This window comes from Psychrobacter sp. Ps6 (assembly GCF_022129235.1).
Classification (GTDB): Bacteria; Pseudomonadota; Gammaproteobacteria; order Pseudomonadales; family Moraxellaceae; genus Psychrobacter.
Window position 1 is genome coordinate 578,814 of sequence record NZ_JADQAI010000001.1, and the last position, 19,594, is coordinate 598,407.

Sequence of the window (19,594 nt, forward strand, 5' to 3'; positions counted from 1 at the left end):
TTTGAAGTGACAAATCAAGCGAGGCTCTGTAATGACTATGGTTGATTGCGTGAAATAGCCGCGACTTATTGGCAAAAACTCATCCACATTTTGGGTTGAGCCATGCTGCTATGAAACGGCTATTTTGGATGCTCTCATTAATCGCATCATAAGGGTCAAAATTAAACCGCGACTTTTTCAAAGCGAGCGATAGATTCAACATGACCCGTATGACAGAACATATCCATGACGCCAGCATGAGTCAGACGATAGCCTTGCTCTAACAATGCTTTTGTATCACGAGCGAGGGTTGCTGGGTTACAAGAGACATAAACAATGCGCTCAGCATTGAACTTTGGCAAATACTGCATAATCTCCCAAGCGCCAGAGCGTGGTGGATCGATTAATAACGCGTCAAAACCTTGATTGGCCCATGGCTTGTCCGTACAGTCTTTTGTCAAATCTTGGCTATAAAACTCAGTATTGTTGATACCGTTGCGGCGTGCATTGTCAGCAGCACGCTCAGTCATGGCCTCGCTACCTTCGACACCAACTACTGAACCGGTCTCACCAACGAGACGCGCGAGTGGCAAGCTAAAGTTACCCAGACCGCTGAATAAATCCAATACTCGCTCACCTGCTTTTAAGTCTAACAAGTCGCAAGCCAGCTTGGTCATTTGGCGGTTCACAGACAGATTGACTTGGGTAAAGTCAGTAGGAATAAACTCAAACGTCAAGTCATACTCTGGCAGTTGATAATACAAACGACCAAATTGTTCGCTCAAATCATCAGCATCTGTCAAAGCAATACGCTGGATGCTATCAGCGCCTTTCGACTGTAGATATAGCTGCCAATTGCGCGCCGCAAAAAAACTTTTTAATTTGTCTATATCGGCATCTGACAGCGGTTCTAAGTGACGCACGATAAGCGCAACGGGTTGGTTGCCATCAGGAAGCTCTGGTAATTCCTCACCCATCGCAAGCTCAAGCTGGGCAATCTTGTCACGGCTCTCTAGCGTGCTGATAAGCGTTTTTAGATTTTCGATCTCAAAACCAATACGTGGGTCTAAAATATGACACTCATTGAGCTCTGCCAAAAAGTTACTTGAGCGTTCACGAAAGCCAACAAGCGCGGTTTCTTTTTTGACGACATAACGTACGCCCAATCGGGCTTTGGTACGGTAGCCGAGGCGATCGCCGATGACAGGCGCGAGCCAATTGTCAGGCTCTGCATTGGCTTGATGCATTAGCATCTCAGCAAGTACGGACTGCTTAAAGTTTATCTGTGCCTCTGGCTCCCAGTGCTGCAAGTTGCAGCCGCCGCAGACGCCAAAGTGTGGGCAAGGCGGTACAGCACGTTCAGGATTTGGATTAGCAGTGATGTTGATTGCATCGCCTTCCTCAAAACTGGCACGGCTATTGGTTATTTTGACCAAGGCGCTTTCACCTGGCAACGCAAAACTGACAAAGACGGTTTTGCCATGCTTATCTTCAGCGTGGCCGTCATCAACCCCGAAACCATTGCCATAGATGGCAACACCGCGACCATCATGCGACAATCTATCAACGGTAAAAGGAATCGGCTCTGCATCTTTTAGACGACGACGTGTCTTTGATGATGGTTTAGATTTTTTCTTGCTAGGAGGAATAGCAATCTTTTGGGTATCACTGGTTTGAGTAACATTGTTCTGCGATGTTGCATCAGTTGCTGTCGACGTTTTGGAATCGGTGGGTTGCATAAACCTGCCTTAATAATAAATAACTATAAGAGGAGAATAACAAACTGCTAATAATACGGTTTCTATAATTTGGGTGCCGATGACCAGTCAGCGATGAACTCTTGATGTCTTGGGCTACCATCGGCTTGGGTATATTTTGCTAAATAGTCGTAGCTCTGCTGTTGCCAAGCATCAAAGTCTGATGAGGACAGCTTTCCTGTCAGACGTAGCCAACGAAGATAGATGAGCCAAGTGTTCATCACATCAGACTCACAATAGATGGAGAGTGTCTGCCAATCACCGTTACTGACGAGCGCGCCCACCATGCTACCATCAACGTCAGTTTTGCCCGGTAATCCGTATAAGCTTGCGACCACATCCATAGCCTCGCGGCGACTGGCACCGTACTGACTAAATCTGTCCATCAAATCAAGGTGACGTGTATGGAAGCGATTGACGTAGTTATCAAAGCGCATATTTTTGATACGTTCGCCTTCTTCAAACAGCCATGGCGCTGACAAATCATACTGCATAGCGCGATATATCAGTACGGGTATATCAAAGCCTGAGCCATTCCAACTGATGAGTTGTGGCAAGGTTGCAAGATCATTGAATGCCCGAAAAAACTTGGCAAGAATGTCTTTTTCGCTAAACTTATCTGCGGTCAACGAAAATAGCGATAACTTGCCATCTTTGATATATAAAGCGGAAATACAGACAATGCGCTGCAATGGCAAGCGCATAAAATCATGTCCTGCCTCTTGCGTACGTATCGCCGTCAGCGCGCTCAACGTATCTGCATCATTAAGATCGGCCAATTGTGGATAGATACGGCGAGCCGCATCGATATCGGCGACCGTCTCAATATCAAAAACTAGTATAGGGTCGGACGGTAGAGCTTGTGACATAAAGAATCCTGCATTGTTATAAGCTTACTGTGCTGCGTTATCTGCATCATTATCGATATGACTGTCATCAACATTGTATAAACCTGTCGATAAATAACGGTCTCCACGATCACAGACGATAAAGGCGATAACGGCATCAGGATTATTTTTGGCGACTTGCGTTGCTGCCCATGCCGCTGCACCTGAGGACACTCCAGCAAAAATACCTTCAGTTTTTGCCAGTTTGCGCATGTAGACTTCAGCGATACGCTGATCGACATCCATGATCTCATCGACCAAATCTGCGTCAAAAATACCCGGCATATATGCGGCAGGCCAACGGCGAATACCAGCAATAGAAGCGTCTTCATCAGGTTGCAAACCAATGATTTTGACGTCTGGATTTTGTTCTTTCAAATAACGTGAGACACCAGTGATGGTACCAGTGGTGCCCATGGAGCTAATAAAATGGGTGATTTTACCGCAAGTTTGCGCCCACAGCTCAGGCCCTGTAGTCAGGTAATGTGCTTGGCTATTGTCAGGATTATTAAACTGATCCAAGACGATGCCTTTACCATCGGCTTGCATCTGCAATGCCAAATCACGTGCCGCTTCCATGCCTTCATCAACTTCAATCAACGTCGCGCCATAAGCAATCATGGCATCTTTACGTTCTTGAGTAGAGTTGGTTGGCATCAGTAATGTCATTGGATAGCCGCGCATCGCCGCGACCATGGCTAATGCAATGCCAGTATTGCCGCTAGTGGCTTCAATCAATGTGTCGCCGGGTTTGATATCACCGCGCTGTTCTGCTTGATAAATCATATTAAAAGCAGGGCGATCTTTTACAGAGCCAGCTGGGTTATTGCCTTCTAATTTGGCCAATAACGTCGCGCCATTTTCGATACGCTCTTGTTCAGGTAGGCGCTGTAATTTAACCAGTGGCGTTTGACCGACACAATCGGCAAGCGTGGTCACTTGAGTGATAAAGTTGGCATTTGACATGGCCGTCGCGGACATAAGGTATCCTTATTGATTTTTTAAAATATGTACTTGGGTGATCGCTTTGATTGGATCACTGTTTTTTATTGTTTGATCATAATTTGAGACAGCCGTTTTGTATATTGGTTTATGGTGATAAGCAAACCAAAAGTTGGCGGCATTAGAGCACGCTCTCATTCATCATGAGGGTGAGCGGTCTATTGTGGCAAATAAAAAGTTGCGTCATTATATCATTTTGTTGCTAGCTGCGCTTATTGCATAAAAGAATAATGGTCACTGGATTAGCCTATGACTGGTCATTTTTTGAATGAGGCATCAATATATTTAGTAGTGTGGCGACGCTGTTTTTTGATAAAGTCAGTTTTTGATAGAGCAAGCCAACATTTAGCACGTCTTATCAAGGGTCTGTTGGTCAAAGTGACTATTTGACTGATCTCTAATGTTTAACCGCCATTTATAGAATCCTGTTAAGATAATCTTGAGCCATAAAAGGCGTATCATTAAAAGACAAGCTAGCAAGCTTAAGCATTTTTTATAGTAGCGTAGAGACCGTAACAAAATCCACAGACAGCATTTTCGTAGAGAGTAGAGCGAGCATGGCATATAAAAAACGTTTTAATACCAGCAGTGCCTATGGGCAGCTGATCATACTGGTGTTTTTACCCATCTGCGTGTTGGCTGCGGTGGGCGGTATTTTGGTATTTCACGAAACCATGCGAGCGAGCGATTCTGAGCAAGAAGTGTTGGCCGAAGCGGTGCTGATTCGTTATACACCCGCCATTGCAGAGCTGATTCCTGATTTATTAGAGCAAGAACGTCAGCAAATAGGTAGCGGTGCTGCTGATGCGTCGCAAACGGCGATGACGACGCTCGAAAGCATACAGGATAAACTCGGGCGTATGCAGTCTGAGCAGCACGTACAGCGTATTGCTATTATCAATGAAGGCAATCAAGTATTGGCTACGGTAGGCTATGGTCTGAACGAGAAATGGCCGCTAATCAGTGACTCAGCAAAGTTTTTATCGCAAAAACCAACGCCTATAGGCACGGCATATGGCAGCGTGTTGGGTAAGTTTGAAGGGCAGACGTTGTGGCTACTGGTCGATATGGATAACGAACCTCTTTATATCGCCCGTTATCGGATTGCGATGGCGCTGGTAATTACCGGCTTGTTCACTATTTTAATATTATTACTCAGCTTAAATATTTACTCAAAACGTTGGATTGCACCTATCTATGAGCTGCGTTTGCAATTACAACGTACCCATGTTGATAACTTATATCAGCCTGTACCAGTAGAGTCGGACGGTGAGCTTAATTTATTACAGCAAGATTTGGTCAAGACATTCCGTCGCCTCCATAGAAGTTTTCAAGAGCTTAAAGATCATGCCGAGCAAACCGAAGACGATCTGCGTTTGGCATTTGATGAGATGGAAATGCAAAACATCTCTATTCGAAATGCGCGTGATGCCGCTATCTCGACCAGCCAAGCCAAATCAGCATTTTTGGCCAATATCAGTCACGAACTGCGCACGCCGTTGAACAGTATCGATGGTTTTATTAACTTATTAGCGCGTCACGGTGAGCTCAATCCTGAACAGGATTTATATGTGCAGACCATCCGCAAGTCTTCGGCACACCTGCTTGCTTTGGTCAATGACGTTCTAGATTTTTCTAAGATTGAGGCGGGCAAGCTGGTGCTTGATCGTCATGAGTTTGATCTGTATGACACCATTTATGACGTGGTCGATATGCTCTCTCCTGTCTCTGCGGAGAAAGGTCTGCGTATGGCTGTCTTGTTCTATAACGATGTGCCAATGCGTATCAATGGCGATGCGCTGCGCCTCAAGCAAGTATTGACCAATATTGTGGGAAATGCCATCAAGTTCACAGATAGTGGCGATGTGGTCGTACGGGTCAGCTTGGACGATCACCGTGATAACTATTTGATGATCAGTGTACAAGACAGTGGTAAAGGCATTTCGCTTGCTGATCAAAAAATGCTGTTTCAGAGCTTTAGCCAAGGTGATCCATCAATCACGCGCCAATATGGTGGTACGGGGTTGGGTCTGGTTATCTCCAAGCAATTAACGCGTCTGATGGGTGGCGATATTGGCTTTCATGACAATGCTCAAGAGAACATCGCCAATCAAGGCGCGACGTTTTGGTTTCGCATGCCAGCACATGTCGATGTGTTAGAAGCACCAACTGGTCAGACCATTGAGCTACCGATATTGGCACCGCTTGCGAGCGAAACTGATGAATTTAACGTATTGGTTTGGATCAGTCATACCGCCTCAATACAAGTGCTGAAGGCCAGCTTGCAGTACTTGCCGATTAAACTTACCCAAGCCAATTCATTACCAGGGGTGCTTGAGTCACTCAAAGAGCATGGCAACTTTTGGGATTGGGTCATCGTCGATGATGACACGCAAGACGATATGATGGCGTTACTCAAGCAAATCCGCCTCCATTATCAAGGCAAGCTTGCCGTATTTGGCTATCAAGTGGCGGCTGACCAAGCGCTGCTTAACCGCTATCAAGCCAATATCTTGTATGAGCCGTTAGACAAAAGACAGCTATATGCGATGCTTGATACACAAAACCGTAGTATGCCAAAGAGCTTACAAGAACCGCGCTGGAAAGGCGTAACCGTATTAGCAGTCGATGATCATCTGCCAAACTTATTGGTGCTCGATGCATTACTGAGCGAGCTTGGCATTCAGGTAATGACAGCGAGTAGTGGCTTTGATGCGATAGAGATTATCAGCAAACAACAAACCAAAAACATCAAATCTGCTAAAAACGATAAGCAGAGTCTGTCGAATAAAACGCAACTCTCAAAAGCCGAAACACGTGATGAGGTCAATAAAAAATCAAGCAATACATTCTATGCTGAAGATGTGGGTGTCGACGATAAAATCGCTGCCCAAGACAAAAATCATATCGATTTGATATTCATGGATATCCAAATGCCGCGCATGTCAGGTCATGAAGCGGCTAAGCAAATTCGCAATATTGAGGCTACGGACAGTCGTATTCCTATTATCGCCTTGACAGCACATGGCCTAGCTGATGAGCGTGATAAACTTATCGCCAGTGGTATCAACGACTACGTTGGCAAACCAATCAGCCAACCTCAGTTATTGCAAGTACTACAAAAGTGGCTAGGCCGAAAAAGTACCACGCCGCAACTAACGGCATTGCCTGATACTGATTTGCAAGCTTCTAACTTACAGGATTCTAATTTGCAAGATTCTAATTTGCAAAGCATCGATTCACAAAATACTGACTCTGAAAATTTAAATCTCACAGAACAATCCACGCCGCTTTCAGATCAAAAGACCGCTATTTACCCGATGGTCAAAGACAATGAAAGCGTTCGTGATAGGACTGAAATCACAGAACCGCCAAAAGTCACTCGACCATTATCACTGAAAAAAATCCGTGATGACTACTTGCGTGACAGTCAGCCCCGTGACGATTATAGACGAGAGACCACCCGCGAGAACCAGCCTCGCTATGAGAGCCTACGTTTACATAAGCAAGGGCAAGAATCATTATTGCATCCACCAAAAGAACCGATAGATAATTCTGCTGAAGACATAACAGCGAATATGGATAAAAGGCTATATGAGCAAGCGGATCACAACCTTCATCAAAAAAACCTCAGTACAACGGATACGTCTGATATTTTAGACTGGCAAGATGCGCTTACTCGCTCAGCAAACAAACCTGATTTGGCAGCCAAGCTCATCATTATGATGCTTGATACGATTAACGAGGAAAAGCAAGCACTGACTCAAGCATGGGAAGCTCGTGATCGCAACTTGTTAGCACAAATCGCCCATCGCATATTGGGTGGCAGTCGTTATACAGGAGTGCCGCAGCTACGTCAGGCCAGCCAAGACTTAGAGGACAAGTGCTTATTGAATGTACAGCATACAACACCGGTACAATTTGCGATGATTGAGCCGTATTATGAGGCACTACTTACCGCACTGAATAATTTACAAAACGTGGATTTATCGGCTTACCCTCAGCTTAACTATCATCGTTTGAGCGAAAATGACATGACGTGGAAAATGATTTAGAGCAGGCAATCGGACCGTTATTATGCGATGTAATAAGTGAATTGCATACGATACCGATCACTAGCAGCCAGATAATGTGCGAATATTAAAAGGCAGACGCTTGATACAGTATCGTAGCAGTCAGTTATTGCTACGGTAGAGTAGGGTTAAGCCTGCTAATATTGTGACCATCATTACTATATTTATTTTATTCATTAATAAGGATTATTATGAACGTGGTCGCCAGTTACCAGTATGAAACATTACAAGTGCGTGTCGTAGATAATATATTAACAGTCACCTTAAATCGTCCGAATAAAAAAAATGCCATGAGCTTTCAAGTCATAAATGAACTGATTACCGTGGCAGAGCGCATTGGCAAAGACAAAACGATACGCGCGGTTATTTTAAATGGTGCCGAAGGCACATTCTGTGCAGGTATTGATTTAGGGGATTTAAACCATCCAAAAAACCAAGCTTTTGCCATTTGGGAGCTGATTAAGCCTTGGCAAAGCTCATTCCAACGTGTCTGCTTGGTGTGGCGTGATCTGCCAGTACCTGTCATCGCGGTACTAGAAGGCTACTGTATTGGCGCTGGATTGCAATTGGCATTGGCCTGTGATGTGCGTATTAGCCATCCAGATTGCCAGCTGTCTATTATGGAAGCCAAATGGGGTTTGGTACCGGACATGGGATTGACACAGTCAGCATTTGGGGTGGTACGAGAAGACGTTCTCAAAGAGCTTGCCATGACTGCACGCATCATCAATGCCAATGATGGCAAAGAATTAGGATTAATCAGTCATTGTAGTGAGACGCCGCTTGAGCAAGCACAACAGCTGGCAGCTGAGTTTGCTGAGCGCTCTCCTGACGCTGTGCTAGCGAGCAAACGCGTAATCAATGCGATGTATGAGCAGCCTGCGACTACCTTATATAAAGAAAAAATCTGGCAAATTAAGATGATGATTGGTCGTAATCGTAAACTTGCTCTTAGAAAAGCAAAGCAAGCCAGCACCGTATTTAGTAAACGCCAGTTTCGCTAACATTCTTTTGGTTCTAGAAGTACGCTCCATTCAGAACTTAATAAGACTTAACTGTACGAACTAGGATGATTATGACGATGCTAAGGTTCATAGGCATTTTTGTTTTGAATACTATAGGAATCTTAGTAATCGGATGTACCGAGCCAGAAGATCCAAATGAGCCAGTTACCGCTTATATACCCGCAGAAATATCAGACAAAGTGTATGTCACTACTTTTCCTAGATGTAACTATAATGATGCTGGCAATTTAGATGAGTTCTCAACGAAAAGCTTGGTATTAAACTTTCAAGCTGAGACTTTATCAGGAAACTTATCCGGTGAGTTTCATTGTCCCTCTGAGGACTTAGGGAAGGTGTTTAGAGTAGAAGTAGATCCCTTGTATGAACTTAATGGCAAAATTGTCACTGGTAAGGAATATTTTTACTATACTTTTCCTCCAGAGTCGCTACTAGAAAAAACGTCAAACATCGAGCGATTTTATGCTGATTCTAGTCAAGAAATGCTAGTGATAGATGGTATGTCAAATCAGACCAGTCCATTACAACTGATATTTGCTAAGTATCCTAATGAAAAACTTGGTCCTTTTCATAATTATTATGATCTGTATACCATATTGGATAAGGATTTTTTACTACAGTACAAAGTTAGAATAATGAATGATGCTTATAACCAAAGATTTAATCTGAGCGGCTACGATACACAATTTGCGCAGGCGTTTAAAGATGTAATAGCAGTTGATGGCCGTATATTAGAGCATCCAGAGATTATCCAAGGGTTTGTTGATAATAATGAGCACGTTATTAATTTTTTTAAAGACCATAGACAGATAATGACTCAAGCAGAATTTGACGAAATTAATAATTCAGAAAAGTAAATTTAAGCTAGAGGTTAAAGGGTTTATTCAGAACGATTCTGCTCTCAACATCTTTAATTTTAGTCACTTTTATAGCCACATTTGGATCAAAAATATACCAAACATATTTTGACAGATTACGTTGATTGTTTTTAGTTGTTAAGGCTTGTTTCATTAGTTCCCTATGACTATTGAAATACAAGTGGACAGCACGATATAACACTGTCCGCTTGCACAGATTTAGATAAAGATGCACTATTGTCGTTAAAAATATCTATTTTATGCATCTTACAAGCGCTTAAGTAATCATCACTATATAAATGGTCTAACTATGTCTGCCCCAAAATCCTCTCTCCCAAATAAACCTATTGCCTCCGAACGAGTACGTTCTGCTGATCTGCCTGTTGCATGGATTATGATGCTAGGATTAATGGTTGCGGTAGGACCATTATCCATTGATATGTATTTGCCTGCGCTACCATCAATGGCAGATGATTTTGGCGTGTCTACGGCATTTATGGCCAACTCTGTGCCAGCGTATTTTTTGGGTTTGGTATTCGGGCAGTTATTTTATGGCCCCTTTAGTGACCGTGTCGGCCGTGTTAAGCCTTTATACATAGGCATGACTCTATATGTGATTGCGTCCATTCTTTGTGCGACCACTGACAATGAATATATATTATTTGTAGGGCGAACGATGCAGGCATTGGGCGCTTGTGTAGGGGCAGTGGTGACGCGAGCTGCTATTCGAGATCGCCTAACAGCCAAGCAAACCGCAAAAGCTTTTTCGATTATGATTTTAGTCATGGGCTTAGCACCCATATTAGCGCCGTCGCTTGGTGCACTGTTTTTGCAGTTTTTTGATTGGCATTCCATTTTCTGGTTTTTGGCCGCCTTTGGTGCTCTAAATTTATTGCTTACCAAGTTTTTCTTTTTTGAAACATTGACCGAAGAAAATCGTAATGTGCGTCCTGCAAAAGAGGTGCTCAGTCAGTATTGGGATTTATTAAAAGATCCAACCTTCAACTATCCTGCGATTGGTGGTGGGTTGTTGATGGGGGCGATGTTCGTCTATATCAGCTCAGCCTCTGAGCTTATCATGGATACCTATGGTGTATCGGCGACACATTTTGGTTGGTTATTTGGGATGAATGCGGCGGGCTTTGTAGGTTTGACTCAGTTGAACCAATGGCTCACCAATCGCTTTCGTATTTTAAGTATTCTGCGCTTTGGTGCGATGATGCAGGTTATCTCTGCAGGTGTACTGTTTGTGATAGGTCTGTTTTTGGGTACTGATGCTTGGTTACCACTGGTACTGGCTTGTATTTTCTTTTGTATTGCAGGTTTGGGTCTGAGTCAGCCTAATGCATCGGCCATTGCACTGGCCTTTCAGAAACGCCGCGCGGGCATGGCAAGTGCATTGCAAGGATCGCTTATGTTTTCAGTCGGTATCTTTGGTGGACTTTTATTGAATCTATTCCCCGTCAACCCAGTGCTTAAAATCGGTATTGCGATGTTTGCGCTAATGAGTATTGGTACCTTTTTGATTTGGCAGATAGACCGTAACCTAAATCTTGACGATGCAGAGTAAATACAAGGTCTTATCGTAAATCAAGTACTTGTAAAAAGCATCCATACGTTTAGAGCGTATGGGTGCTTTTTTATGTCTGCTATTGATTTGTATATAAGATTTTCTTTTTAATATAGCTTTTTCTTCAAGTTCTATAAATATTAATAATATATATATTGTATAGATATATATGAATTATTATGTATATATAACTAATTGTACATAATTGTCAAACATTATTATTGCAATTGTAAAGTTAGGTAAGTATTATCTAACGTAACTTTCTGTAAGTAAATATTATAGTAATATTGCCTAACCTCTCTAGATTGTCATTCATTAAAATGTACAACAACGTTAAGTTTCAAGGATAGATTATGATGCAGTTATATCGAGCGTTACCCATTTTGCTGAGCGTTGGCCTGTTCGGCTGTGGCAACTCTCCCACTCAAGAAAGCGCCAGTACAGCCAGTACAGCAGCAACAGAAAATAAAGACAGTTTTGTTAGCAAATTGCCTGATAATGCGCCTGTTTTTAAGGTTGCTACTACAGGCGTAACACCACCGTTTTCATTCCAAGATGACTATGGCAATATGCAAGGCATTGATGTTGATGCTATCCGAGCAATTGGTGAAGAACAAGGTTTTAAGGTTGAGTTTTATAAAGAGCCATGGGTCAACCTCTTTGATACTGTAGAGTCTGGTTCTAGAGATATGGCTCTGGCGGGAATATCTTATAAGCCAGAAAGAGATGCTAAATATGGGTTATCTGACTCTTATTTCTTTAACCCTGCTGCGATAATGTACAAGAATCCCGATTTGAAAATTCAATCATTAAATGACATTAAAGGACTCAAAGTTGGCGGGATGGAAGGCGGTAAATCAATTGGTCAGGTTATTGATGCAGGTGGATACTCCGAGTTAATTTCTGATAAAACCCCATTCTTATTGTATGAAAAACTCGTGCAAGGCCAGGTAGACGCTATAGTTAACGATTCTATTATTTGGCGATATATTGATAAAAACCACCCAGAAAGTAAAGTGACTATTGTCCCTTATGAAAGTGAGAGTGATCCTGCCGCCCAACAGGTAGTACTAATGGCAAAAGGCAATACTAAGCTGATTGCTACAGTTAATGAGGGTATTGCAAAGCTAAAGGCGGAAGGTAAGTTTAAAGAAATCGAAGCTCGCTGGCTTGGTGAGACAGAAAGTCCAACAGCTAGTACTTCTGCCACCACTGAACAAGCAAACTAAGGGACGATTGATATGGCTACAATAAATAATGGAGATAACAAACGTTATCGCGGCTTGATTATTTCGATTGCACTGTTTTTGTCTTTGATCGGTGCTTTGCTTGCATTTACTTTCTATACCTCAAGCTTGCTTGAAAGAAATACCGTATTGATTGATCAGACCAACCAAGTAGCAAACAGCGCACAGTCAGTAATTAAAGATTTGTTCGATTTGGATAGCAGTTACGGTGAAGATACCAACTCGCCGCACATTCAGCGCGTATTAGAGCGTTTGGAACAGAATACAGCACTGATTAACAATACGTTGACCGCTATCGGAGAAGGCGGCACGATTACCGACGATGCTGATGGTAAGACGTATAAACTACCGAGCGTTAGTGGTAGTGCACAAGAAAGTGTACAAGCGGCAAACCAGCAATGGCAGCTACTTGAGCCTAGAATTGAAACTTACTTAAAAGATGCCGATAACGTACTGGTCGATTCATCAGATGACTTGACTCAGGCGGTAGAGCAGGCGAAAACCTCAAGTTTGCTAATGAACGAATCATTAGATGATTTGACCAACGAAGTATTTGATGACGCAGAACGCCAAGCCAATACCATTCGTCTGATTCAGGCACTTGGGGTTATTGCGATCTTTGCCTACTTCTTGATCTTCGTATTCTTCTTTGTACGCCGTTTACGTGAGACGGATGCTGAGGCATTTGCTGCTCGTCGCGAAACGCAAGAGATTATGGAAACGGTTAATACGGGTCTATTCCTACTGGACAAAGACCTAAATATTGGTCAGCAGCACTCGCGCGCGCTTAACAGTATTGTCGGTTCTGATAGGCTAGCAGGAGAGAACTTTACCAACGTCTTGCGTGGTCGTATCTCTGACAAAGATCTTAAGACCACTCAGCAGTTCATTGAGCAGCTCTATAATCCTCGAGTTAAAGAAAAACTGGTAGATTCTCTAAATCCTTTGCACAAAGTGATGCTACATAACAGCTCTGATGATAAAGGACTTAACAATCGCTTCTTAGACTTTAAATTCTCACGTGTTTATGAAGATAAAGATATTGCACGTATCTTGGTTAACGTCAACGATGTGTCAGATGCTGTTTACTTAGAACAGCGTTTAGAAAAAGAGCGTTCGCAGAATGATATGCAGATTGAGATGTTAACCACTATCTTGAATGTAAATCCAAAAATCATTAATGAGTTCATTAGCAACACCCAAGCGCATATTGAGCGTATGAACAACATCTTGAAAAATCCTGGTAGCTCACAATACGAGCTAGAAGGGAAGCTAAAAGCTATCTATCGTGAAATGCATAGCTTGAAAGGTGAGGCTTCTGCGTTAAAATTGCATAGCTTTACCAAAATTGCCTCAGAGGCAGAAGATAAGCTGCATGCCTTGCAAAACCAAGGTCAGCTATCGGGTAATGATTTCTTACAGTTGGCGGTACACTTAGATGACTTATTGAGTCTATCAAATACCATTGCGACCTTGGGTGAACGCATTAACCGCTCAGCACCACCTAAAGCGGCGACAGCAAAAACAACCATAGCGTCTAGTGATGATATCTTGAACAGTAGTGTGTCGAAAGCGCCGATTGCAAATCATCAGTCAGTTAATAGTATCGATACTGATGGTGGTCTAGATATTGATTTAGATGGTGAAAACGATGATCGATTGTCTTTTTATAATGAGTTTGCAAAAGAGATTGCCGCTAGACAAGGCAAGCAAGTACAGCTAAAAAGCAATACGCTAACGCAAACGGATATACCGGCGCATCTTGCTAAGCCAATCAAAGAAATTAGTATCCAGTTACTACGAAACGCCGTCGTGCATGGTATCGAAGAACCAAGTGCTCGTCATTCTGCTGGTAAGACTGAAGTTGGAACGATTGACTTAGAAGTACAAGACAATGGCTCAGATGTCACACTGGTTGTACAAGATGATGGTCAAGGTATCGACTATGACAGTATCCGTAATAAACTGAGCAAAGAAGGTCGCTTTAGTGAGGAAGAAGCAAGTCAACTCAGTCAAGGCGATTTACTCAAACAGTTATTTTCTTCTGGGTTCTCAACCAAAGAGCATGCAGATGAAGATGGCGGACGCGGCGTTGGACTTGATATTATCAAAGCACAAGTAAAAGACTACAATGGTAAGCTGAACGTAAATAGTGTGCTGGGTCAGATGACGCGGTTCGTCATTACGTTACCAAAAGCTTAATTAAAAACAGTAAACATATTGTCAGGGACGACAAGCACTTCATTAAAGGTAATAGATAAATTATGCATAAATTAATGATTGTTGATGATTCGAATATTATTAGAAACCGTATTCAGCGCGCATATGATTCAGGAAAGTTTATGCTGGTTGCTACCGCAACCAGTGGTGTTCAAGCCATTGAAAAATTTAACATTCATCGTCCTAACGTGATCACGATGGACTTGACCATGCCACAAATGGACGGTCTTGAATGTATCGAAAAAATCATTGCGATTGATCCTGATGTACGTATTTTGGTGGTGTCAGCATTGTCTGATAAGGCCACTGGTATCGAAGCCTTATCATTGGGTGCCAGCGGTTTCTTATGTAAGCCCTTCTCAGAAGAGGAGCTCGTAGAGTCTTTATATGAGCTGATGCAAGACTAATACCATTCATCGACTAAAGCAGATGTCATTATGAAAGAACAAAAGCTACAGATTTTTTTGAGCATTATTAGTAACTATTTTAATCAGTTTGGCGGAGAAGAGCTGGTTGCTGATACGCCTTACTTGCTAGAAAATAAACAGCCAAAAGTCCATGACTATACCGGTGTTATCGGTATATCAGGCGCGCAGAAAGGTGTTGTGTATTTTTCGGCAACCCGTGACTTACTGTCGTCAATATTGGACAGCATGGGTGAAACCGATAAGAGTGAGGAAAACTACATCGATTTGGCTGGTGAAGTTGCCAATACAATCGCGGGTAATGCACGCAAAGAGTTTGGTGCAGAGTTTCATATCTCTGTACCCTTCGTATTCAAAGGCGCACCGCAAAGTATTGTATTGCCAAACGATGAGCGTTCTTTTATCATTCCCATCACTTGGCACTCACAAGTTGGCGAGATTGTGGTTTGTTTGCAGGACTAATGCTGCTGTCACGTAATACAGATGGATATTAATATATTATGTTTAAAGTAGAAAAGTTGGGTGTGTTTCTAAGCTCGATCAATGCATTTTTTGCACAGATCGACGGCTCAGAAGTATCTATCGATACCCCTTATTTGAACAACAATAAAACGGCAGTTGGTTTTGATTATAGTGGTGTCATTAAGATATCAGGGCCTCTTGAAGGTTGCGTCTATGTCAGTGCACCAAGCGTAATGTTGCGAGAAGTGATAAATGTGATGGGCGAGCCTGACTCTTCGATCACGATGATGAAAGACTTGCTGGGTGAAATGGCCAATACTATCTCTGGTAATGCGCGTACAGAATTTGGTTCTGAATTCATTATCTCTACGCCGCAGATTGTTGAAAGCGCACCAAGTGTGTCTTACTTACCTAGAGATCGCCAAAGCTATATCACGCCATTTACATGGCGCGGTTACAAGGCTGTGATTGGTATCTGTATTGCATAATCTAATATGAAACCAGTGATATAAAGTCTAAAGCCAGAAATAAAAAAGCGATACGAATGTGTCGCTTTTTTTATCTTTCTATCCATAATTTTTGCTTTCTATCTTATTGATACGCTACCAACAAACTGCTGGAGATTCAAAGGCGTTGTGTGATAAAATACAGCGCAGCTATTTTTATAAATAACTTTATAGTTTAGATTTGAAATTTTTTTAAATCCAACCATAGCTTCTTTTTTAAACCAACCAATGACACACACATCATGGCAAAAAATTGCTGGGTGTTTGGCGACTTGATTAATTTGTGATCCGTTAGTGCTGTACTAATGACAACTAACCGATAGCAGATGCGTGTCGCTAAATAGGCTGTTTTTGTGATGTGGAGGCATAACCCAACCAATAGGATATATTCTCATGGCTACAAAGAATCCAACCAAAATCGAAATGCGCGACTTACTACAAGCTGGCGCTCACTTTGGTCACCAAACACGTTTTTGGAACCCAAAAATGGGTCCATACATCTTTGGTGCACGTAACAAGATCCATATCATCAACCTAGAGCACACCGTAAAAGCGTTCAACGAAGCGTTGACTTACGTAAACGGCCTAGCTGCTAAGAAAAACAAAGTACTATTTGTTGGTACTAAACGTGCAGCAAGTGGTATCGTACGTGAGCAAGCGGCTCGTGCTGGCATGCCATACGTTGACCATCGCTGGTTAGGTGGTATGTTGACTAACTGGAAAACACTACGCCAGTCAATCAACCGTCTAAAAGAGCTTGAAAAGCAATCAGAAGACGGTACTTTTGCTAAGTTAACTAAGCGTGAAGCGCTAGAGCGTACTCGCGATATGGAAAAACTTGAGCGTTCACTAGGCGGTATCAAAGACATGGGCGGCCTACCTGATGCTATCTTCGTTGTAGACGTAGATCACGAAGCAATTGCTATTAAAGAAGCTAAAAACCTAGGTATCCCGGTTATCGGTATCGTTGATACTAACTCAAGCCCAGACAACGTTGACTACATCATCCCAGCTAATGATGATGCTATCCGTGCTGTGACCTTGTATGTAACTTCTATGGCTGATGCTATCATCGCTGGTAAAGAATACGCACAAACTCAAGCTGGCGGCAAAGCTGAGCAAGCACCTGCTACTGAAGAAGCACCAGCTGCAGAAGAAGCGGCAACTTCAGCTGAGTAAACAGCTGAGTTAAAAAGTTTAACTTTGTAAGGGTGTCTTGATAGTGTGACTATCAGCATCCATATAATGTTGTGAACAGCGTATAAGCTCATAATAGGCATGATGTAGTTTTACTCGTCATGCCTTGTTATTGAATAGAGCATTATTAATGAGGCCGTTATACATAACCGAGTAGCTAATGGGCGAGTATTATCGCTCGTACTGGCTATAGCGCTATGTTTTTAAGATGTTATCTTTTTGACATCATTGATGGCTATATTAGTAATGACTCAAAATGAGCTGTCTTGCTAGATTTAAAGCAACATTAAGATATCGAATAGACATTAATTCCTCTTATACATAACTATACTAAGGTGACTCTTATGACAGAAGTAAAAGTATCTGCCAAAATGGTAAAAGAATTGCGTGACCGTACTGGTCTTGGCATGATGGAATGTAAAAAAGCGTTAGAAGAATCAAATGGTGATGTTGAAGTTGCCATTGATAACCTACGCAAATCTGGTCAAGCAAAAGCAGCTAAAAAAGCAGGTAACATCGCAGCTGATGGCGCTATCATCATTGCTCAAGACGAAAACAGAGCATTCTTATTAGAAGTTAACTGCCAAACTGACTTCGTTGCAAAAGACGATAGCTTCACTGCTTTTGCAGAAAAAGTGGCTAACATTGCACTAGAAAACAACGTCACTGACGTTGCTGCTATCTCTGAATTGCCTTATGGCGATGGTCAGACTGTTGAAGAAGCACGTGTATCTTTAGTACAAAAAATCGGTGAGAACATTCAGGTTCGCCGTGTTGAAGTACTTGAAGGCGCTAACATCGCTGCATACCGTCATGGTCTACGTATTGGTGTAGTGGTTTCTTATGAAGGTGGCGACGCTGACACTGGTAAAAACCTTGCAATGCACATTGCAGCGTTCAACCCTGTTGCTGTAGATGACGAAGACGTGGCTGCTGACGTATTGGCACGCGAAAAAGACATCATCGAAGCCAAAGCAAAAGAGTCTGGCAAGCCTGACAACATCGTTGAAAAAATGATCGAAGGTGGTCTACGTAAGTACCTAGACGAAGTAACTTTGCTACGTCAGCCATACGTTATGGACAACGACAAAAAAGTTGGTGATGTCCTAAAAGCTGAAGGCGTAAAAGTACTTGGTTTCAAACGTCTAGAAGTTGGTGAAGGCATCGAGAAGAAGCAAGAAGACTTCGCTGCTGAAGTTGCTGCAACTCAGGCTGCTAATAAGTAAGAGCTAAGTCATATTGGAAAATACTGTGAGTGCTGGTTCAGCGCTCATAGTTTGGCTTTATTATTGATGACCTATCACGATATAAAGCGTCCAGACATAAAAAAGCCCGTTAAGAAATTAACGGGCTTTTTTATGTCTGGCTTTTTAGGTCGCCAGTCTATTTCATTTCTAGCTTAGCTCTGGCTTAGCGCAAAGCATCATAAGCTGAGTTAGCATAGCTAGCACTATTCACATTATTGCTAGTACCGTAACTGACGTTGCGTAACCCACTGTTAATGGTGCTACTTGTTTGATTGCTGGCACTCATACTAGCGCCAGATAGCCCAGCATCATTCTTATACAAGCTATGATAACGGCTCATGACTCTTTGTACATAGTTACGGGTTTCTTTAAAAGGAGGAATACCGCCATATTTGTCGACATTGCCTTCACCCGCATTGTAGCCAGCTACTGCATGCTCCACATTGTTATTAAAACGGCGCATGAGCCAAGCGATATATTTGGCTGAGCCTTCAATATTGTCTGCAGGGTTCCAAGGGTTACTCACATTAAAGCGACGAGCCGTCGCTGGCATTAGCTGCATGAGGCCTTGCGCACCGACTGGTGAACGAGCATTGGGATTGAAAGCGGATTCGGTATGCATCATTGCTTTCATAAGGGCAGGATCTACGCCATTACGTTCAGCAGAGGCGCGAATGTAGCTGTCGTAAGCGTTGCGGCTACCACTATTGCTAGCGGCACTGCTACCATAGTCATTGCTACTATTACTGCCGTCATACATTTTCGAGTCTTTGTAATAAGTGACTTTAACTTTTTTAGTGAATTTATCAAAATTGCCACTAGGATTGACGTTGGTCAGTAGTACTTGTCCACCTTTGTCTTTATAGATATACATATTGCCAGCGTTGGCAGCAGTAGAAAAAGTAGAGAGGGCAATCGCACTTAATAAAATAGGAGACAAACAGCGAGTAATCAGAGTAGCAGTATTTATCATAGTGTTATCACTTTTTATCGAATAATAGCAAATTGTTTTGCCTATAGACGCGTTATTTTACGCGCTTAAGCGGTCATCGGGGTTGCAGGATTTTATAGCTCGTCATCGATATAGCGACCTAGCAAATACCACGTCTAACAAGAACCACTTGCAATAGATACAAAAAATAA

At 42.6% G+C, this 19,594-nt stretch carries 15 protein-coding genes; 11 read left to right on the forward strand and 4 right to left on the reverse strand.

Annotation, left to right across the window (positions count from 1 at the left end; all coding sequences use genetic code 11):
• Positions 1 to 161: 161 nt before the first annotated feature.
• The 3 genes from rlmD to cysM form a co-directional block, all read right to left on the reverse strand.
• Positions 162 to 1,718, reverse strand: coding sequence for a 23S rRNA (uracil(1939)-C(5))-methyltransferase RlmD (gene rlmD / locus I3255_RS02455; protein ID WP_238036426.1), 1,557 nt, complete (start codon positions 1,716 to 1,718; stop codon positions 162 to 164).
• 62 nt (positions 1,719 to 1,780) lie between these two features.
• Positions 1,781 to 2,605, reverse strand: a complete 825-nt coding sequence (locus tag I3255_RS02460; protein WP_238036428.1) for a 3'-5' exonuclease — start codon at positions 2,603 to 2,605, stop codon at positions 1,781 to 1,783.
• 24 nt (positions 2,606 to 2,629) lie between these two features.
• Positions 2,630 to 3,589 carry a cysteine synthase CysM gene (gene cysM, locus I3255_RS02465; protein WP_238036542.1) on the reverse strand — a complete coding sequence of 320 codons (960 nt, stop codon included), beginning with the start codon at positions 3,587 to 3,589 and terminating at the stop codon, positions 2,630 to 2,632.
• 593 nt (positions 3,590 to 4,182) lie between these two features.
• On the opposite strand from cysM, the gene I3255_RS02470 reads away from it, so the two are divergent.
• The 11 genes from I3255_RS02470 (at position 4,183) to tsf (ending at position 18,430) form a co-directional block, all read left to right on the forward strand.
• Positions 4,183 to 7,680 (forward strand): ATP-binding protein, encoded by a 3,498-nt coding sequence (locus I3255_RS02470; RefSeq protein WP_238036430.1) that lies wholly within the window; start codon positions 4,183 to 4,185, stop codon positions 7,678 to 7,680.
• A 209-nt stretch (positions 7,681 to 7,889) separates the two neighbouring features.
• Positions 7,890 to 8,702: a crotonase/enoyl-CoA hydratase family protein gene (locus I3255_RS02475; protein ID WP_238036432.1), complete on the forward strand. Its 813-nt coding sequence runs from the start codon at positions 7,890 to 7,892 to the stop codon at positions 8,700 to 8,702.
• Between the two features lie 71 nt (positions 8,703 to 8,773).
• A complete protein-coding gene (locus tag I3255_RS02480; protein ID WP_238036434.1) occupies positions 8,774 to 9,577 on the forward strand; it encodes a hypothetical protein in 804 nt (267 codons plus the stop codon).
• Between the two features lie 310 nt (positions 9,578 to 9,887).
• The gene (locus tag I3255_RS02485; RefSeq protein ID WP_238036436.1) at positions 9,888 to 11,147 is read left to right on the forward strand and encodes a multidrug effflux MFS transporter; all 1,260 of its coding nucleotides are present in this window, start codon (positions 9,888 to 9,890) and stop codon (positions 11,145 to 11,147) included.
• Positions 11,148 to 11,500: 353 nt separating this feature from the next.
• A complete protein-coding gene (locus I3255_RS02490) occupies positions 11,501 to 12,376 on the forward strand; it encodes a transporter substrate-binding domain-containing protein (protein ID WP_238036438.1) in 876 nt (291 codons plus the stop codon).
• Between the two features lie 12 nt (positions 12,377 to 12,388).
• Complete coding sequence (locus I3255_RS02495) at positions 12,389 to 14,596, forward strand: ATP-binding protein (RefSeq protein WP_238036440.1); 2,208 nt, start codon at positions 12,389 to 12,391, stop codon at positions 14,594 to 14,596.
• A 62-nt stretch (positions 14,597 to 14,658) separates the two neighbouring features.
• Positions 14,659 to 15,021: a response regulator gene (locus I3255_RS02500; protein WP_058025789.1), complete on the forward strand. Its 363-nt coding sequence runs from the start codon at positions 14,659 to 14,661 to the stop codon at positions 15,019 to 15,021.
• A gap of 30 nt (positions 15,022 to 15,051) precedes the next feature.
• On the forward strand, positions 15,052 to 15,501 hold the full coding sequence (locus tag I3255_RS02505) for a chemotaxis protein CheX (protein ID WP_238036442.1): 450 nt from the start codon (positions 15,052 to 15,054) through the stop codon (positions 15,499 to 15,501).
• 38 nt (positions 15,502 to 15,539) lie between these two features.
• Positions 15,540 to 15,989: a chemotaxis protein CheX gene (locus I3255_RS02510; RefSeq protein ID WP_238036444.1), complete on the forward strand. Its 450-nt coding sequence runs from the start codon at positions 15,540 to 15,542 to the stop codon at positions 15,987 to 15,989.
• A gap of 411 nt (positions 15,990 to 16,400) precedes the next feature.
• Positions 16,401 to 17,186, forward strand: a complete 786-nt coding sequence (gene rpsB / locus I3255_RS02515) for a 30S ribosomal protein S2 (RefSeq protein ID WP_238036445.1) — start codon at positions 16,401 to 16,403, stop codon at positions 17,184 to 17,186.
• A 362-nt stretch (positions 17,187 to 17,548) separates the two neighbouring features.
• Positions 17,549 to 18,430: a translation elongation factor Ts gene (gene tsf, locus I3255_RS02520; RefSeq protein ID WP_238036446.1), complete on the forward strand. Its 882-nt coding sequence runs from the start codon at positions 17,549 to 17,551 to the stop codon at positions 18,428 to 18,430.
• 184 nt (positions 18,431 to 18,614) lie between these two features.
• Here the strand turns inward: tsf and I3255_RS02525 are convergent, their stop codons facing one another.
• The gene (locus I3255_RS02525; RefSeq protein WP_238036447.1) at positions 18,615 to 19,424 is read right to left on the reverse strand and encodes a lytic transglycosylase domain-containing protein; all 810 of its coding nucleotides are present in this window, start codon (positions 19,422 to 19,424) and stop codon (positions 18,615 to 18,617) included.
• Positions 19,425 to 19,594 lie beyond the last annotated feature (170 nt).

Bases quoted from the DNA above. Each gene is read 5' to 3' on its own strand.
- rpsB (WP_238036445.1), top strand. From the start codon at position 16,401: ATGGCTACAAAGAATCCAACCAAAATCGAAATGCGCGACTTACTACAA.
- I3255_RS02510 (WP_238036444.1), top strand. From the start codon at position 15,540: ATGTTTAAAGTAGAAAAGTTGGGTGTGTTTCTAAGCTCGATCAATGCA.
- tsf (WP_238036446.1), top strand. From the start codon at position 17,549: ATGACAGAAGTAAAAGTATCTGCCAAAATGGTAAAAGAATTGCGTGAC.
- I3255_RS02460 (WP_238036428.1), bottom strand. From the start codon at position 2,605: ATGTCACAAGCTCTACCGTCCGACCCTATACTAGTTTTTGATATTGAG.
- I3255_RS02525 (WP_238036447.1), bottom strand. From the start codon at position 19,424: ATGATAAATACTGCTACTCTGATTACTCGCTGTTTGTCTCCTATTTTA.
- I3255_RS02505 (WP_238036442.1), top strand. From the start codon at position 15,052: ATGAAAGAACAAAAGCTACAGATTTTTTTGAGCATTATTAGTAACTAT.
- I3255_RS02475 (WP_238036432.1), top strand. From the start codon at position 7,890: ATGAACGTGGTCGCCAGTTACCAGTATGAAACATTACAAGTGCGTGTC.
- I3255_RS02470 (WP_238036430.1), top strand. From the start codon at position 4,183: ATGGCATATAAAAAACGTTTTAATACCAGCAGTGCCTATGGGCAGCTG.
- I3255_RS02500 (WP_058025789.1), top strand. From the start codon at position 14,659: ATGCATAAATTAATGATTGTTGATGATTCGAATATTATTAGAAACCGT.
- I3255_RS02480 (WP_238036434.1), top strand. From the start codon at position 8,774: ATGACGATGCTAAGGTTCATAGGCATTTTTGTTTTGAATACTATAGGA.
- I3255_RS02495 (WP_238036440.1), top strand. From the start codon at position 12,389: ATGGCTACAATAAATAATGGAGATAACAAACGTTATCGCGGCTTGATT.
- I3255_RS02485 (WP_238036436.1), top strand. From the start codon at position 9,888: ATGTCTGCCCCAAAATCCTCTCTCCCAAATAAACCTATTGCCTCCGAA.
- I3255_RS02490 (WP_238036438.1), top strand. From the start codon at position 11,501: ATGATGCAGTTATATCGAGCGTTACCCATTTTGCTGAGCGTTGGCCTG.
- cysM (WP_238036542.1), bottom strand. From the start codon at position 3,589: ATGTCAAATGCCAACTTTATCACTCAAGTGACCACGCTTGCCGATTGT.
- rlmD (WP_238036426.1), bottom strand. From the start codon at position 1,718: ATGCAACCCACCGATTCCAAAACGTCGACAGCAACTGATGCAACATCG.